Raw genomic sequence first — 17,397 nt, forward strand, 5'->3', positions numbered from 1 at the left:
CCGTGGCAACGTTCGGCCCAGCAGGTGGGAGCGTCTGGGGCGAATTTGTCAAGCGTTTGTGGTCGACCCCTCTTTTCACGGTGTTTCGTTGCCGTTACAGTCCCGGACTGGGAGCGCTCCCAGAACCTCCACCCCCTGCCACCTCGGAGGCGCCGCATGCGACGACGCATGTCCGGAGCACTGGCCGGCACGCTGGCCGTGCTGGTCAGCGCGTTGACGCTGACCCCGTTCCAGCCGTCCGCGACGGCCGCGCCCGCGTTCAACTACGGCGAGGCCCTGCAGAAGTCGATCTGGTTCTACGACGCCCAGCGGTCCGGCGACCTGCCCGCCGACAACCGGGTGAACTGGCGTGGGGACTCGGCGCTGCGCGACGGCAGCGACGTGGGGCTGGACCTGTCGGGCGGCTTCTACGACGCGGGCGACCACGTCAAGTTCGGCCTCCCGTTCGCGTCCACGTTGTCGATGCTGGCGTGGGGCGCGGTGGAGAACCGCGACGCGTACGAGGGCTCGGGCCAGCTGCGGTACCTGATGTCGAACCTCAAGTGGGGCACGGACTGGATCATCAAGGCGCACCCGTCGCCGAACGTCGTGTACGGGCAGGTCGGCGCGGGCAACCCGGACCACGCGTGGTGGGGACCGGCCGAGGTCATGCAGATGGCGCGCCCGTCGTACAAAGTGGACGCCTCCTGTCCCGGCTCGGACCTCGCGGGCGAGTACGCCGCCGCGATGGCGTCGTCCTCGATGGTGTTCAAGCAGACCGATCCGGCCTACGCGGCGACCCTGCTGACGCACGCCAAGCAGCTCTACAGCTTCGCCGACACCTACCGCGGCAAGTACAGCTCCTGCATCACCGACGCGGCCAACTTCTACAACTCGCACAGCGGCTACCAGGACGAGCTGGTGTGGGGCGCGATCTGGCTGTACCGCGCGACCGGTGACGCGAGCTACCTGGCCAAGGCCAAGGCGGAGTACGCGAAGCTGTCCACCGAACCGCAGAGCACCACGCGGTCCTACCGGTGGACCATTGCCTGGGACGACAAGTCCTACGGCGCGTACGTGCTGCTGGCAAAGCTCACCGGCGAGACCGAGTACGTCAACGACGCCAACCGGTGGCTGGACTTCTGGACCGTCGGCTACAACGGCAACCGGGTCCGCTACTCGCCCGGCGGCCAGGCGGTGCTCGACACCTGGGGCTCGCTGCGGTACGCGGCCAACACCGCGTTCGTCGCACTGGTCTACAGCGACTGGCTGCGCGAGCGCGACGCCGCCAAGGCGACCACCTACCACGACTTCGGCGTGCGGCAGATCAACTACGCGTTGGGCGACAACCCGCGCAACTCCAGCTACGTCGTCGGTTTCGGCGCCAACCCGCCGCGCAACCCGCACCACCGCACCGCGCACGGCGCGTGGGCCGACTCCATCCAGGAACCCGTGACCAGCAGGCACGTCCTGTACGGCGCGCTGGTCGGCGGTCCCGGCACGAACAACGACGCGTACAAGGACGACCGCAGCGACTACGTCGCCAACGAGGTCGCGCTCGACTACAACGCCGCGTTCACCGGCGCGCTCGCCCGGCTGTACAAGGAGTTCGGCGGCACGCCGCTGACCAACTTCCCGGTCGCCGAGACCACGGACGGCCCCGAGCTGACCGTGCAGGCCTCGATCAACCAGAGCGCGCCCGGCTTCACCGAGATCAAGTCGTTCATCCTCAACAAGACCGCGTGGCCCGCCCGCATGTTCAACGGGTCGCTGCGCTACTACTTCACCCTCGACGGCACCACCACGCCGGACCAGATCACCGTCACCACGAACTACAACCAGTGCGGCACGGTCAGCGGTCCCAAGCAGCACAGCGGTTCGGTGTACTACGTCGAGGTGCCGTGCCCCGGCGCCTACCCCGGCGGCCAGTCCGCGCACCGGCACGAGGTGCAGTTCCGCATCACCAGCGCCGGCACGTGGGACCCGACCAACGACTGGTCCTACGAAGGCCTGGGCACCGGCAACGCGGTGGCGCTCACCGACCGCCTGGTGCTCGCCCAGGACGGCCGGGTGTTGTGGGGCAAGGAGCCCGGACCGGCCGTCGAGGACCGCGAGGCCCCGACCGTCCCGATCGGACTGCGCCTCGCGAACCTCGGCTCGACCAGCGCCACCCTCAGCTGGGTGGCCTCCACCGACAACGTCGGGGTGACCGGCTACGACGTGCTGCGGGCGGACGGCACGGTCGCAGGTGCCACGGCCACCCCGACGTTCCAGCTCACCGGCCTCACCCCGGGCACGCACAGCTTCTCGGTGCGCGCCAGGGACGCCGCCGGGAACCGTTCGGCTTCGAGCGTGCCGATCTCCTTCACCATCACGGACAACGGCGGCGGCACGGGAGGCGCGGTCTCCGTGCAGCAGCGCGGCAACGGCTCGGCGAGCGCCAACCAGATCGGCGCGACTCTCGCCGTAGTCAACCGCGGCACCACGGCGGTGGACCGGTCCACCATCACCACGAGGTACTGGTTCACCGGTGACACGGCCAACGCCACCTACCAGGTGTTCTGCGACTGGGCGGTGGTCGGCTGCGCGAACGTGCGCGCCACCGTGGTGAAGCTGCCGAACGCGCGCCCCGGCGCGGACTCCTACCTCCAGGTGTCGTTCACCGCGGGCTCCCTCGCCGCGGGCGCGAGCACCGGCGACATCCAGTTGCGGGTGGCCAAGTCCGACTGGTCCACCTTCAACCAGGCCGACGACCACAGCTACCGGGTCAGCGCGACGCTGACCGATTTCGACCGGGTGACCGCGTACACCGGCGGCACCCTCGCCTGGGGCGTGGAGCCCTAGCACCAGGACTCGGCACGGGGCGTTCTGCGCGCCCAGGCGTCCCGTGCCGACCCCAACCCACCGCCACCGCCCTTTGAAGCTCGCGGATCAATGGCTGATCCGTGCAGGAGGAGGACGCATGAGGTACCGCACCAGAGCGGGACGGTTGCGCACCGGACCACTCGCGCTGATAGCCGCGGCGGCAACCGCCGCGGGTGTTATGCCGTTCGTCGCGCCGGTGGCGAACGCGGCCGTGGCTTGCACGGTCAACTACCAGATCACGAACCAGTGGCAGGGTGGTTTCGGCGCCAGCGTTTCCGTCCGGAACGAGGGTGACGCGGTCAACAACTGGCGCCTCACGTGGACCTTCCCGGACGGCCAGCGCGTGCAGTCGGGCTGGAACGGCACGTTCACGCAGAGCGGTGCCGGTGTGACCGTGGCGGCCCCGGGTTGGGCGCCGAACCTCGGCACCGGCGCGACCGTCACGCCCGGCTTCAACGGCTCGTGGACCGGCCAGAACCGGCCGCCGACGGACTTCGCGCTCAACGGCACGCGGTGCACCGGGCCGAACGTCAACGCCGACCCGACGGCGTCGCTGACGTCGCCGACCTCGGGCACGGCGTTCCAGGTCGGCCAGGCCATCCCGATGGCGGCCACCGCGGCCGACACCGACGGCACCATCGCCAAGGTCGACTTCCTGGCCGACGGCGTGGTCGTCGCGACCGACACCTCGGCCCCGTACAACGGTTCGTGGACCGGCGCGACCGCCGGTGAGCACACCCTCGTCGCGCGGGCGACGGACGACAAGGGCGGCGTGGGAGCTTCCACGGCTGTCGGCGTCCGGGTGATCGCGGGCCAGGCGGTCCAGGTGAGTCCGCCGTCGCTGAGCGTGCGTCAGGGTGGCACCAACACCTTCGGCGTCTCGCTGGCCACCGCGCCCACCTCGTCGGTGACGGTCGTCGTCGCGCGTTCGGCGGGCAGCACCGACCTGACGGCCGGTCCCGCGTCGCTGACGTTCACCACGGCCAACTGGGCGACCAAGCAGAACGTCACGGTCACCTCGGCGGCCAACGGCGGCGACCTGGCCTCGGCCACGTTCACCGCGAGCGCCACCGGCGCCACGGCGGCCACGGTCGAGGTCAAGGAGATCTCCGACACCGCGTCGCCCTTCGAGCAGGCCTTCCTCGACCAGTACGCCAAGATCAACGACCCGGCGAGCGGCTACTACCGGACCTTCTCCGACGGGCTGAAGGTGCCGTACCACTCGATCGAGACGCTGATGGTGGAGGCGCCGGACCACGGTCACCAGACCACGTCCGAGGCGTTCAGCTACTACCTGTGGCTGGAAGCCAGCTACGGCAAGATCGTGGGTGACTGGGCGCCGTTCAAGAAGGCCTGGGCGTCGATGGAGAAGTACATCATCCCGGCCAAGGCGGACCAGCCGACCAACGACAAGTACGACGCGTCCAAGCCCGCGACCTACGCCCCGGAGCACCCGCGGATGGACCAGTACCCGTCGGTGCTCGACTCCGGTGTGGCGGTGGGGCGCGACCCGATCGCGGCCGAGCTGCGGTCGGCGTACGGCAACAGCGACATCTACGGCATGCACTGGCTGCTCGACGTCGACAACACCTACGGCTTCGGCCGGTGCGGCGACGAGTCCGACGCGCTGCCCGCGTACATCAACACCTACCAGCGCGGTTCGTCGGAGTCGGTGTGGGAGACCATCCCGCAGCCGTCCTGCGACACCTTCGCGCACGGTGGCCCCAACGGCTTCCTCGACCTGTTCACCAAGGACGCCAGCTACGCCAAGCAGTGGAAGTACACCAACGCCCCGGACGCCGACGCGCGTGCGGTGCAGGTGGCCATGCTGGCGCAGGAGTGGGCGACCGAGCAGGGCAAGGGCACCGAGGTGGCGCCCGAGGTGGAGAAGGCCGCGAAGATGGGCGACTACCTCCGCTACGCCATGTTCGACAAGTACTTCAAGAAGATCGGCAACTGCGCCAGCCCGAGCTGCCCGGCCGGTACCGGCAAGGACAGCGCGCACTACCTGATGTCCTGGTACTACGCGTGGGGTGGCGCGACCGACACGGCCGCCGGTTGGGCGTGGCGCATCGGTGACGGCGCCTCGCACCAGGGCTACCAGAACCCGATGGCGGCCTACGCGCTGGCGAACGTCCCCGCGCTGAAGCCGAAGTCGGCGACCGGCCAGCAGGACTGGGCCACGTCGATGACCCGGCAGCTGGAGCTGCTCCAGTGGCTCCAGTCCTCCGACGGCGCCATCGCCGGTGGTGTCACGAACAGCTGGGAGGGTTCCTACAGCGCGCCGCCCGCTGGCACGCCGACCTTCTACGGCATGTACTACGACGCCCACCCGGTGTGGCGCGACCCGCCGTCGAACCGGTGGTTCGGCTTCCAGGCGTGGCAGATGGAGCGCACCGCCGCGCTGTACGAGAAGACCGGCAACGCCGCGGCCAAGAAGATCCTCGACAAGTGGGTCCCCTGGGCCATCGCGAACACCACCGTCGGCACCGGCGGCCAGTTCCAGATCCCGAACGACCTGACCTGGACCGGCGCTCCGGACAACTGGAACGCCACCAACCCCGGTGCCAACGCGAACCTGCGCGTCACGGTGGCCAACCACAGCCAGGACGTCGGCATCGCCGCGTCCTACGCCAAGACGCTCCTCAACTACGCGGCCGAGTCGGGCAACGCCCAGGCGAAGACCGTCGGTGAGGGCCTGTTGACGGCGCTGCTGGCGCACCAGGACAGCAAGGGCATCGCGGTGCCGGAGACGCGTGCGGACTACAACCGCTTCGACGACACGTACAACACGTCGACGCGCGAGGGCCCGTACGTCCCGACGGGCTGGTCGGGCACCATGCCCAACGGTGACCAGATCCGTCCGGGCGTGTCCTTCGTGGACATCCGGTCGATGTTCAAGCAAGACCCCGAATGGCCCAAGGTGCAGTCGTACCTGAACGGCGGCCCAGTGCCGACCTTCACCTACCACCGGTTCTGGGCGCAGGCTGAGATCGCCACGGCGTTCCAGCTGCACGTGGAACTGTTCGGGTAGGACACCGAAGGTCGCCGGCACCCCCCTCACGACGTGGTGAGGGGGGTGTTCGGCGCGCTGTTCGGCATTGTCTCGATAGTCGAACGCGTTCGACGTCAACGTCGCGAATGAAACAACCTTGAAACTTCGGTGTTGACTCGGGTGAGAGAGCTGTGCCACATTTCTGGCACCCCGCCCCGCTGACCCCCAGGTCGGCGACGTTTTCGCAGCGATCGAAACGATTCGATTCAGTGAGCTGCACATTCGAATAATTCGACGACCGCGAGAGGTGTGCCGTGGACCCGCTGCCGTTCCGCGATCCGGGTCTGCCGGTCGAGGCCAGGGTTACCGACCTGCTCGGCAGGCTGACCGACGAGGAGAAGGTGGCGCTGCTGCACCAGCACCAGCCCGCCGTGCCGAGACTGGGGTTGGCGGCGTTCCACACCGGCATGGAGGCGCTGCACGGCGTCGCCTGGTCGGGTGTGGCCACGGTGTTCCCGCAGGCCGTCGGGCTGGCGTCCTCGTGGGACACCGGGCTGGTGCGGCGGGTCGGCGAGGCCGTCGGCACCGAGGCTCGGGGCTTCCACCACCGGGATCCGGTCGCGCACGGGCTGAACGCGTGGGCGCCGGTGGTGAACCCGCTGCGCGACCCGCGTTGGGGCCGCAACGAGGAGGGCTACTCCGAGGACCCGACGCTGACCGCGGCGATGGGCACGGCCTACGCCACCGGCCTGCGTGGCGACCACCCGCGCTACCTCCGCACCGCGCCGACGCTCAAGCACTTCCTGGGCTACAACAACGAGGACGACCGCTGCGTCACCTCCTCCGACCTGCGGCCGAGGGTCTTGCACGAGTACGAGTTGCCGTGCTTCCGCGGTCCTATCGAGACGGGCGCGGCGGTGGCCGTGATGCCGTCGTACAACCTGGTGAACGGCCGTCCCGCGCACCTGAGCCCGTTGCTGGAGCAGGAGTTGCAGACGTGGTCGCCGGACGGCGTCGCGGCCGTCAGCGACGCCTACGCGCCGTCGAACGTGGCCGGTCTGCAGGCGTACCTGCCGACCCAGGCCGAGGGGCACGCGGCGTTGCTCAACGCGGGTCTGGACAGCTTCACCGACCAGGACGCCGACCCGACGCTGATGATCGAGAGCGTCACCACCGCGATCAAGGACGGCCTGCTGGAGTGGTCCGTGGTGGACCGGGCCGTCGGCCGGGTGCTCGCGCTGCGGTTCCGGCTCGGTGAGTTCGACCCACCAGAGGACAACCCGTACGCCGCGATCACCTCGGACGTGATCGGCACGCACGGCGAGTTGGCGTTGGAGGCCGCACGGCAGGCCGTCGTGCTGCTGCGCAACGACTCCGTGCTGCCGTTCGAGCGCGGCACGAAGCTCGCCGTCATCGGCACGCACGCGGACACGCTGTTCGAGGACTGGTACAGCGGCACCCTGCCGTACCAGGTGACCGTCCGAAGGGGACTGGAGGAGTTCGCCTCCGTCTCCTGCACCGAGGGGGTCGACCGGATCGCGCTGCGCGCGGCGGACGGCCGTTACCTCGGGGTGCGCGGCGGTGTCGTGGGCATGGGGGAGCGGGCGCTGTTCGACCGCTTCGACTGGGGCGACGGCGTGTGGACGTTGCGCGATGTCGGGTCCCGCCGCTTCCTCGGTGTGGCCGAGGACGGCTCGCTCGTCGCCACCGCTGTCATGCCGGGCGGGTGGGACGTGCGCGAACTCTTCGAGCCGCGCTCGACCGACCAGGGCGTGGTGCTGCACAACATCGTCGGCGGAGCCGACAATCCGGCAACGGTGCAGGGCAACCGGTTGGATGTCACAGCCTTCGCCATCGAACGCGTGGTGGACGGCATCGCGTCGGCGGTCGAGGTGGCGGCCCAGGCCGACGCCGTCGTGCTGGTGCTGGGCAACGACCCGCACATCAACGGCCGGGAGACCCAGGACCGCACCACCCTGCGGCTGCCGTCGCTGGACCTGGTGCGGGCGGTCCGCGAGGCCAACCCCAAGACGGTGCTGGTGCTCGTGAGCAGCTACCCGTACGCGCTGGACGGCGAGGAAGAGCACCTGCCCGGCATCGTGTGGACCGCACACGGCGGGCAGGAGCAGGGCCGGGCGGTCGCGGAAGCGCTGTTCGGGGTGTTCTCGCCGTCGGGCAAGCTCACCCAGACCTGGTACCGCTCCGACGCCGACCTGCCGGACATGTTCGACTACGACATCATCCGCGCGGGCAGCACCTACCTGTACTTCACCGGTGAGCCGCTGTTCCCGTTCGGCCACGGGCTGGGCTACACCACGTTCGAGTACTCCGAGCTGGAGTGGTCCGACGGCGTGGCCAGGGTGTCGGTCACCAACGCCGGGCAGGTCGAGGGCACGGAGGTCGTGCAGCTGTACTCCTCGGCGTTGGACTCGCGGGTGCGGCAGCCGGTGCGCAAGCTCCAGTCGTTCCAGCGGGTGCGGCTCGCGCCCGGTGAGACCGCGGTGGTCGAACTGTCCGCTGAGCAGCTGTGGCACTGGGACGTCACCACCGGGCGCCGGGTGGTCGAGGCCGGGCGGTACGAGTTGTGCGCGGGCTCCTCGTCGCGGGACATCCGGTCGCGGCTGGTCGTGAACGTGCCGGGGGAGACCATCGCGCCGCGCACGGGAGTGCTGCGCGCCTTGGACTTCGACGACTGCGACGGCGTGCGGCTGGTGGACGACGAGGTCGTGTTCACCCGGGCCGGCGCGTGGATCGCCTTCCACGACGTGACCCCCGAGCCCCGGTCCGCGCCACCGGGAACCAAGATCTCGGTCGCCGGCGCATCGCTCGTGCTCATCGCGGACGAGGCGGGCGTAAGGGTGGGGGAGGTGCGCTGACGTGGTCACCATCGCCGATGTCGCGCGGCACGCCGGGGTAGCGCCCAGCACCGTGTCGTACGTGCTGACCGGCCGCCGTTCGATCTCCACGGCCACCAAGGCCAGGGTCGAGGCGAGCGTGCGGGCGCTGGGTTACCACCCGCACGCGGGCGCCCGGTCGCTGGCCAGCAACCGCGCCAACGTGCTGGCGCTCGTGCTGCCGATGCGCGAGGGCATGCACATGCCGGTGCTGATGCAGTTCGTCGTCGCGGTCGCCAACGCGGCCCGCCGGCACGACCACGACGTGCTGCTGGTGACCGCCGACCAGGGCGCGGCGGGCCTGCGCCGGGTCGCCGGGAGCGCACAGGTCGACGGCCTGCTGGTGATGGACGTGGAGATGCACGACGAGCGCGTGCCGGTGCTGCGGGACCTGGACCGGCCGTCGGTGCTCATCGGCTTCCCCGCCGACGCAGCGGGCCTGACCTGCGTGGACCTCGACTTCGCCGAGGCGGGCTCGCGGTGCGTCGACCACCTGGCCGACCTCGGGCACACCTACGTGGCACTGGTCGGCGCGCCGCGCGCGGTCTACCAGCGCGACACCGGGTTCGCCCACCGCACCATGGCCGGGTTCAGCGCGGCCGCGATGCGCCGCGGCGTCTCGTCGACCACCCTGCCCACCGAGGCCGACCACGAGTCGGTGCGGGTGGCCATCACCGGTTTACTGGAACGGCACCCGGCGGTGACCGGTCTGGTGGTGCACAACGAGGCCGCGTTGCCGTCCGTGGTCGAGGTGCTGCGGTCGCTGGGCCGCAAGGTGCCCGACGACGTGGCCGTGATCGCGATATGCCCGGACGACCAGGCCGAGCGCCTGATGCCGCCGTTGACGTCGGTGGCCGTGCCCGCCGAGCAGTTGGGCCACCACGCGGTGGCGCTGCTGATGGCCAAGCTGGACCGGACCCCGACGCCCCCGTTGACGTTGTTGCCGCCACGGCTCACCGAACGGGCGAGCACGACGCGCTGACACCCCGCGTGCCGTTCCGCGGGGCATCGCGCACCCTTCAGCGCTTCGACTCATCAGGAGGGGACACCGAATAGGCTTTCGCGAGATCACTGGCGGTCTCGACTGGCGCGACGGCCGCCAGGTGGTGCGCGTCGAGGCGTGGGCCCCGACGCGGTGCGGGTGCGGGTCGGCCTGACCGGTGACCGTGACGACGTGCCCGGCGCGCCGGTTCCGTCACGCTGGAGAGGTACGGCGTCGCGGCCCTGGTCCCGCTAGCCTCCGGTGGATGAGCGACAACCACGTCGTGGTCATCACCACCACCGACAGCGAGGACGCGGCAGGCACCATGGCGCGGGCGATCGTGGAGGCCCGCCTGGCGGCGTGCGTGCAGATCAGCAGCCCGATCCGCAGCGTCTACCGGTGGGACGGCGAGGTGCACGACGACCCCGAGTGGCAGCTCTGGATCAAGACCGCCTACGACCGGGTGGACGAGCTGACCGAGTTCGTCAAGGCGAACCACGGCTATGACGTGCCGGAGGTGCTGGCCCTGCCGGTGCTCGGCGGCAACACCGACTACCTGGCGTGGATCACCGAGGAGACCAGGCCGTCGGCGTGATCGCTCCAGCCGGGTGGCGGCCCGCGCCCCTGCGGACCGCCACCCGTCCGGTCACGTGGTCTCGACCTCGGGCGCCCGCTGAGCGCGGTCCTGGCCGAGCGACGCCTGGAACGCCTTCAGCTCCCGCTTCACCACCGGCGCGAGCAGGTACAGGCCGATGATGTTGAACAGCGCCAGCGTGAACAGCACCGCGTCGGCGAAGTCGAGCACGCTGCCCAGCGTGAGCACCGAGCCGACCACGGTGAACGCGCAGAACAGCACGCGGTAGACGGCTTCGCTGCCCTTGCTCTTGCCGAACAGGTAGACCCACGCCTTCTCGCCGTAGTAGCTCCACGTGATGATCGTGGACACGGCGAACAGCACCACGGCCACGGTCAGCACGTACGGGAACCACGGCAGCACGGTGCCGAAGGATTCCGACGTCACCGTGACGCCGTCCGGACGCGGCCCGCCCGCGGCGACGGTCGCCTGGGCGTCCTTCCAGAACTGGGTCTGGGCGACCACGATCGTCAGCGCGGTCATCGTGCAGATGACCACGGTGTCGATGAAGGGTTCGAGCAGCGCCACGTACCCCTCGGTGACCGGACGGCGGGTCTTCACCGCGGAGTGGGCGATGGACGCCGAACCCAGCCCCGCCTCGTTGGAGAACGCGGCCCGCTGGAACCCGACGATCAACGCGCCGACAGCCCCTCCCACGACGCTGTCGGCGCTGAACGCGCCCGTGACGATCTGGCCGATCGCGGTCGGGATCGTGGTGATGTTCAGCAGGATCACGATGAGGCACGCCGTGACGTAGATGATCGCCATCGCGGGCACCAGCTTGCCGGTGACCCGGCCGATGGACTTGATGCCGCCGATGATGACCGCGCCGACCACGAGGGCCAGGATGATCCCGAACACGAGCGCCGCGCCGTCGCCGCCGAGCGCGCCGTCCGCGCCGCCGGTCACCGTGCGCAGCTGCGCGAACGTCTGGTTGGCCTGGAACATGTTGCCGCCGGCGATCCCGAAGAACAGGATCATGATCGCCGCGCCGACGGCGAGCACCTTGCCGATCCCGCGTCCCGCCGGGTTGGGGAAACGCTCGGCGAGGCCCTTGCGCAGGTAGTGCATCGGACCGCCGGAGACGGATCCGTCCTCGTGCACGTCCCGGTACTTCACGCCCAGCGTGCACTCGACGAACTTCGTGCACATGCCGAGCAGGCCGGCCAGGATCATCCAGAACGTGGCGCCCGCGCCGCCGATGGTCACCGCGACGCCGACACCGGCGATGTTGCCCAGTCCGACCGTGCCCGACACGGCGGAGCTGAGCGCCTGGAAGTGGGTGATCTCGCCCGGGTCGTCCGGGCTGCTGTGCTTGCCGCGCACGATCCGGAGGGCCGTGCCGAAGCCGCGGAGCTGGATGACGCCGAAGTAGGCGGTGAAGATCGCGGCGGCCAGCACCAGCCAGCCGACGATCCACGGGAACGTGACGCCGAAGACGGTGATCTCCGCGAAGATGAACCCCGAGACGGCCTCGGAGACGGGGGTGAACGCGTTGTTGATGGCTTCCTCGACGGAGGACAGCGTGCCGCCCTCGGCGGCGAGTGCGGTCGGTGGTGGGGACAACGGTGGACTCGTGGTCATAGTCGGGTAGTCGACCGGATACGGTGCGTCGGAACAAGGTGGACTTGACCATTCCTTGAGGTTCGGTTTACCTCTCCGCGTTCCGCGCATCCAGGAACGCGGTGATCTGTGCGGCGCCGGTGGTCGCCAGCCACGTGCGCAGGTCGAGCAGGCCCGGGTGCAGTCGGCGGGTGGCCGCGACGTCGGCCCGGTAGCCGCGCTCGTTCAACCACTCGTTGGCGTGCGCGAAGTCCTCGCTCACCTGCCTGATCAGGTCGATCGGGATCTGCCGGTACGGCATCGGCCGGCCGGTCGCGGTCGAGACGGCCGACGCGATCCCGACCGGGGTCAGCTCGTCGCCCGCGATGTCCGCCGCGCGGCCGATCCACGTGCCGGGGTCGGCGAAGGCCAGTGCGACGAACGCGGCGACGTCGTCCACCGCGATGATCTGCTGCGGGACCTCCGGAGCCAGACCGGTGGACACCGCGCCGCCTTGGAGGGCGTAGCCGCCGGTGAAGTTCTCCATGAACGACACCGGGCGCAGGATGGTGGCGGGCAGTCCGAGCGCGGCGACGTGCCGTTCGATCCGGTGCTTGCTGACGACGTTCACCGGCAGCACCTCGGTGGAGTGCCGGCCCGCGCCGGCGACCGAGCTGAAGACGAAGTGCGCCACACCCGCCCGGTGCGCGGCTTCGGCGACGTTGACGCCCCAGCGGACCTCGTCCTCGGCGGTGAAGTCCGGCGCGGTGCCGGGTGAGCCGACGGTCGGCTGCACGCTGAACACGCCGTGTGCGCCGTCCATCGCGGCCACCAGGGAGTCCACATCCTCCATCTCGGCCCGCACGAGCGGCGCCGGAGACTGCGCCCTCGCCGGGTCACGGGTCAGCGCGCGCACCTGCCAACCGTCCGCGAGCAGGCGCTTCGTCACCGCGCGGCCCTGGAGACCGGTCGCACCCACCACCGCAATCGTCTTGTCCACGGTTCTCCTCGAACATAAGTGGGGTGGTCCCCCGTTTGTCGGTCGGTACGATATGGGGGACCACCCCACTTAGTCCAGCGGGTTGTCGGGAGGAGCGTCCGATGCGTGCCGACGCACGCCGCAACCAGGAGCGGATCGTCGCCGTCGCCGGTGCCGCGATCGCCGAGCACGGCGCGGACGCGTCACTGGAGGAGATCGCGCGCCGGGCGGGCGTCGGCTCGGCCACCCTGCACCGGCACTTCCCGACCCGTCAGGTGCTGCTGGAAGCGGTGTTCCGGGACCGGGTCGAGGCGCTGTGCGGGCAGGCCCGGTCGATGGCCGCCGACCTGGAGCCCGGACCCGCGCTGGTGGCCTGGCTGCGTGCGGTCGGCAGGCACGCGGCGGCGAACCGGGGCCTGGCCGCGTCCCTGATGCGCGGCTCGGACCCCTCGCTGGGCGCCACCTGCCACGCGATGATCACGGCCGCCGGTGAGGAACTGGTGTCGGCGGCCCGGCGCACGGGCGACGTGCGCGCCGACGTCGCCGTGGTCGACCTGCTCAAGCTGGCCAACGCCATCTCGCTGTCCGCCGAGGGCGACCCCGCCGAAGCCGACCGCCTGCTCGCCCTGGCACTGGACGGCATCCGGCCCTAGATCCCCAGCTGCCGCCGGAGCAGGGTCGCGGTGTGGACCGGTTCGGCGTCGGAACCGTGGCGGACCTGGGTGCGGCAGCTGAAGCCGTCCGCCACGATCGCCGTGCCCTCACCGGCGGCCCGCACGGCGGGGAGCAGGGTCTGCTCACCCACCGCCATCGACACGTCGTAGTGCCCGCGTTCGAAGCCGAAGTTGCCCGCCAGCCCGCAGCACCCCTCCAGCACCGACGCGGTCACGCCCGCCTTCGCCAGCAACTCCCGGTCGGCGTCCAACCCCAGCTCGGCGTACTGGTGGCAGTGCGGCTGCACGACCGCCCGACCGGTGCCGGCCAACGGCTCCACCAGCGGCGACACGTGTTCGGCGAACGTGCGCACCGACTCGGCCAGCCGCACCACGTCCGGGTCGTCGCCCGCCACCTCCAACGCGTCGGAACGCAGGAACGCCGTGCAGCTCGGCTCCAACCCCACCACCGGCACACCGTCCCGCGTCCACGGCCGCAGCACCTTCGCCGTCCGCCTGATCACCCGGCGTGCCATCCCCAACTGCCCGGTCGAGAACCACGTCAACCCGCAGCACACCGCCGACTTCGGCACCTCGACGCCCTGCCCGGTGTGCCCGAGCACCGCCGCCGCGTCGAAACCGATCCCCGGCTCGAAGTGGTTGGTGAACGTGTCCGGGAACAACAGCACCCGATCACCACCGCCGCTCGTGGCCGCGAACCGCGACTGGAACGACCGCACCGGCGTCGGCAGCGGCCGTTCCGGGGTCACCCCGCCGAACCGGCCGAACCGCGCGCTCACCCGGTTCACCAACCCCAGCCGCAACCACAACGGCAGCCAGCCCATCGAGTAGTGCGCCGCCGGCCGCACCCGCCCCCGGTAGTGGTGGTGCAGGAACTCCGCCTTGTACGTGGCCATGTCCACGTCCACCGGGCAGTCCCGCTTGCACCCCTTGCAGCCCAGGCACAGGTCCAGCGCGTCCCGGACCTCCTCCGACCGCCACCCGTCGCGCACCACCTGCCCGCCCAGCATCTCGAACAGCAGCCGCGCCCGGCCGCGGGTGGAGTGCTTCTCCTCCCGCGTCGCCCGGTAACTCGGGCACATCACCCCACCGGACGTGTTCAGGCACTTGCCCACGCCGACGCACCGCCGCGTCGCCGCCGCCAGGTCACCGCCGTCGGCGCGCAACGCGAGCGCGGCCCGGGTCGGGATCACCGGGGGAGCGACCAGCACGCGCAGGTCCTCGTCCAGCTTCGCGGGCGCGACGACCCGGCCCGGGTTCATCCGGTTGTCCGGGTCGAACGCCGCCTTGAACCGCCCGAACGCGGTGATCGCGGCCGGCGGGTACATCCGGGGCAGCAGCTCCGACCGGGCCTGCCCGTCGCCGTGCTCACCGGACAACGACCCGCCGTGCGCCACCACCAGGTCCGCCGCGTCCTCCAGGAACGACCGGTGCCCGCGCGCGAAGTCGAAGTCGATCCGCACGTGCACGCAGCCCTCGCCGTAGTGCCCGTAGGTGACGCCGCGCCTGCCGTGCCCGGCCAGCAACGCGTCGAACTCCCGCAGGTAGGCCCCCAGCCGCTCGGGCGGCACGGCCGCGTCCTCCCACCCGGACCACGCCTCGCCGCCGTCCGCCATCCGGGTCGCCAGACCCGCGCCGTCCTCCCGGACCCGCCACAACGCGCGCTGCCGTCCCGGATCGGTCACCACCACCGAGTGCGGCGCGAGCGCGGCGGCCCGGTGCGCGACCGCGTCCTCGGTCGTCTCCACGAACAGCCAGCTGTTCCCGCGCGGCAGCAGCCGCCGCGAGTCACCGGCCGCCCGCGCCAGCTCGATGTTCAGGCCCTCCACCGTGAGCACGTCCAGCTCGCGCAGCGCCGGGGCCAGGTCGGCGGCGTCGTACGGGCCGTCGAACCCGAGCACCGCGAGCACCCGGCGCGGCGGCGCCTCCACCAGCTCCACCGTCGCGCCCAGCACGGTCACGCACGTGCCCTCCGAGCCGACCAGCGCCCTGGTCAGGTCCGGCAGCGCGTCCAGGCGGTAGCCGGACACCCGCCGGTCCAGCGCGGGGAACCACGTCGGGTCCACGTCCGGCAGGTCCAGCGGCGGCGGAGTGCGCGTGTCGAACCGGCGGCCGTCGGCCAGCAGCACGTCGAGCGCGCGCACGTTGTCGCTGGTCTTGCCCCAGGCGACGGAGTGCGCGCCGCACGCGTCGTTGCCGATCATCCCGCCGAGCGTGCACCGCGAGTGCGTGGACGGGTCCGGCCCGAACACCAGCCCGTGCGGTCGGGCCGCGTCGTTCAGCCGGTCCAGCACCAGCCCCGGCTGCACCACCGCGATGCGCTCGACCGGGTCGACCGACACCACCTGGTCGAGGTACCGGGAGAAGTCGATCACCATCCCGGCGCCCGCCGAGTTGCCCGCGATCGAGGTGCCCGCGCCGCGGTTCGTGATCGGCACGTCGTGGTCGACCGCCACGCCGACCGCCGCCACCACCCCGTCCACCGACCGGGGTCGGACCACGACGGCGGGCACGTGGCGGTAGTTGGAGGCGTCGGTGGAGTAGAGGGCGCGGTCGCCGGCACCGGCGAGCACGTCGCCGTCCACCGCGGCCCGGAGGTGTTCGACGAAACCGGTCACCCTGATCATTGTGATCCATCCCCGGCCAATGGTGGCGTACTTAGGGGTAGGTGAATCGTCGGGTGTCGAAGATCTGCGTGGTGGGTGCGGGGCGGTCGGAAGCTGCTGAACACCCGGCACCACCTGGACGAGGCGGGGCTGTCCGAGGCGGAGTGGCGGGCGCGGTGGGAGTCGGCGCGCTGGTTCCTGTCCGCGGACGGCGAGTCAGGGAAACGCTGGGGCAACGAGACGATCCGGGTCAGCCCCGACGGCGAGGTGTCGATCAGGTTGCCCGCGCCGTTGGCGCATCTGGCGAACGCGCGGCACGGTCGGTATGTCCTGGCGTCGAGGGTGCGGTTCCGGCACCGGGGCGGGGAGTGGGCCGACCGGGTCGCGGGGGACCGGGCGGTGGCCTACCGCATCCACTACGACGTGGCCCGTGGCCGCTGGTACCTCGACGCCTCGTGGACCCGCCCGGCGGTGCGGACGATGCCGTGGGAGGCGGTCCGTGCGGCCGGCGTGGTCGGGGTGGACTTCAACGCCGACCACCTCGCCTGCTACCGGCTCGACACACACGGCAACCCGGTCGGCGACCCGCACCGGTTCTGGTTCGACCTGTCGGGCACGGCAGATCACCGCGACGCGCAGATCCGGCACGCCCTCACCCGGCTGCTGCACTGGGCCACGCGGACCGGCGTCAAGGCGATCGCGGTCGAGGACTTGGACTTCACCGCGGAGAAGACCCGTGAAAAACACGGCCGCCGCAAGCGGTTCCGCCGGCTCGTCTCCGGGATGCCCACCGGCAGGCTCAAGGCCCGGCTGGTGTCGATGGCCGCCGAGACCGACCTGGCGATCGTCGCGGTCGCCCCGGCCTACACCAGCAGGTGGGGTAGCGGACCCTGGCGCAAACCGTTGACCAGCGGCAAGCGCACCATGACCCGTCACGACGCGGCTGCGGTCGCGATCGGACGACGCGCCCTCGGCCACCCGATCCGGCGACGGACGGCACCGCCCCGCGACGACCGGAGCGATCGTCGCGGGCATCGGACCGCCCAGGCCGCATCGGGTGCCCGCAGGCGTGACGGAAACCGCCCACCCGCCACGGACCACGCCCACCGAAGCGTGCCGCCGAACGGGACGAGAACGCGGGAACCGAGCGCATCCACCACCGTTCGGGATGCGCGCAGTACCGGGACGTGAGCCCAAAGACCCACTCCCGCTCACTGACCAGGAACGGTAGGAGATAGCGTTGCCGC

10 protein-coding genes are annotated in these 17,397 nt (G+C 71.0%); 7 read left to right on the plus strand and 3 right to left on the minus strand.

Annotated elements, in window-relative coordinates:
• Positions 1-156: 156 nt before the first annotated feature.
• The 5 genes from FM051_RS07730 (at position 157) to cutA (ending at position 10,310) form a co-directional block, all read left to right on the plus strand.
• Positions 157-2,823 (plus strand): glycoside hydrolase family 9 protein, encoded by a 2,667-nt coding sequence (locus FM051_RS07730; RefSeq protein ID WP_158842174.1) that lies wholly within the window; start codon positions 157-159, stop codon positions 2,821-2,823.
• A 118-nt stretch (positions 2,824-2,941) separates the two neighbouring features.
• Positions 2,942-5,878 carry a glycoside hydrolase family 48 protein gene (locus FM051_RS07735; RefSeq protein ID WP_158842176.1) on the plus strand — a complete coding sequence of 979 codons (2,937 nt, stop codon included), beginning with the start codon at positions 2,942-2,944 and terminating at the stop codon, positions 5,876-5,878.
• 275 nt (positions 5,879-6,153) lie between these two features.
• Complete coding sequence (locus tag FM051_RS07740; protein WP_202918729.1) at positions 6,154-8,715, plus strand: beta-glucosidase family protein; 2,562 nt, start codon at positions 6,154-6,156, stop codon at positions 8,713-8,715.
• 1 nt (position 8,716) lies between these two features.
• The gene (locus FM051_RS07745) at positions 8,717-9,715 is read left to right on the plus strand and encodes a LacI family DNA-binding transcriptional regulator (RefSeq protein ID WP_158842178.1); all 999 of its coding nucleotides are present in this window, start codon (positions 8,717-8,719) and stop codon (positions 9,713-9,715) included.
• Between the two features lie 265 nt (positions 9,716-9,980).
• On the plus strand, positions 9,981-10,310 hold the full coding sequence (gene cutA, locus FM051_RS07750; RefSeq protein WP_158842180.1) for a divalent-cation tolerance protein CutA: 330 nt from the start codon (positions 9,981-9,983) through the stop codon (positions 10,308-10,310).
• 51 nt (positions 10,311-10,361) lie between these two features.
• On the opposite strand, the gene FM051_RS07755 is transcribed toward cutA, so the two are convergent.
• Positions 10,362-11,933 (minus strand): alanine/glycine:cation symporter family protein, encoded by a 1,572-nt coding sequence (locus tag FM051_RS07755; protein ID WP_158842182.1) that lies wholly within the window; start codon positions 11,931-11,933, stop codon positions 10,362-10,364.
• A gap of 67 nt (positions 11,934-12,000) precedes the next feature.
• The gene (locus FM051_RS07760; RefSeq protein WP_158842184.1) at positions 12,001-12,891 is read right to left on the minus strand and encodes an NmrA/HSCARG family protein; all 891 of its coding nucleotides are present in this window, start codon (positions 12,889-12,891) and stop codon (positions 12,001-12,003) included.
• Positions 12,892-12,992: 101 nt separating this feature from the next.
• Here FM051_RS07760 and FM051_RS07765 point away from each other — a divergent pair, with 101 nt between their 5' ends.
• The gene (locus FM051_RS07765; protein ID WP_158842186.1) at positions 12,993-13,523 is read left to right on the plus strand and encodes a TetR/AcrR family transcriptional regulator; all 531 of its coding nucleotides are present in this window, start codon (positions 12,993-12,995) and stop codon (positions 13,521-13,523) included.
• Here the strand turns inward: FM051_RS07765 and FM051_RS07770 are convergent.
• The gene (locus FM051_RS07770) at positions 13,520-16,171 is read right to left on the minus strand and encodes an FAD-binding and (Fe-S)-binding domain-containing protein (protein WP_158842188.1); all 2,652 of its coding nucleotides are present in this window, start codon (positions 16,169-16,171) and stop codon (positions 13,520-13,522) included. The genes FM051_RS07765 and FM051_RS07770 overlap by 4 nt on opposite strands.
• A 75-nt stretch (positions 16,172-16,246) precedes the next feature.
• On the opposite strand from FM051_RS07770, the gene FM051_RS07775 reads away from it, so the two are divergent.
• On the plus strand, positions 16,247-17,341 hold the full coding sequence (locus tag FM051_RS07775; RefSeq protein ID WP_202918730.1) for a hypothetical protein: 1,095 nt from the start codon (positions 16,247-16,249) through the stop codon (positions 17,339-17,341).
• Positions 17,342-17,397: the final 56 nt, after the last annotated feature.

Origin of the sequence: Saccharothrix deserti (genome assembly GCF_009769385.1) — a bacterium.
In the GTDB taxonomy this organism is placed as follows: domain Bacteria; phylum Actinomycetota; class Actinomycetes; order Mycobacteriales; family Pseudonocardiaceae; genus Actinosynnema; species Actinosynnema deserti.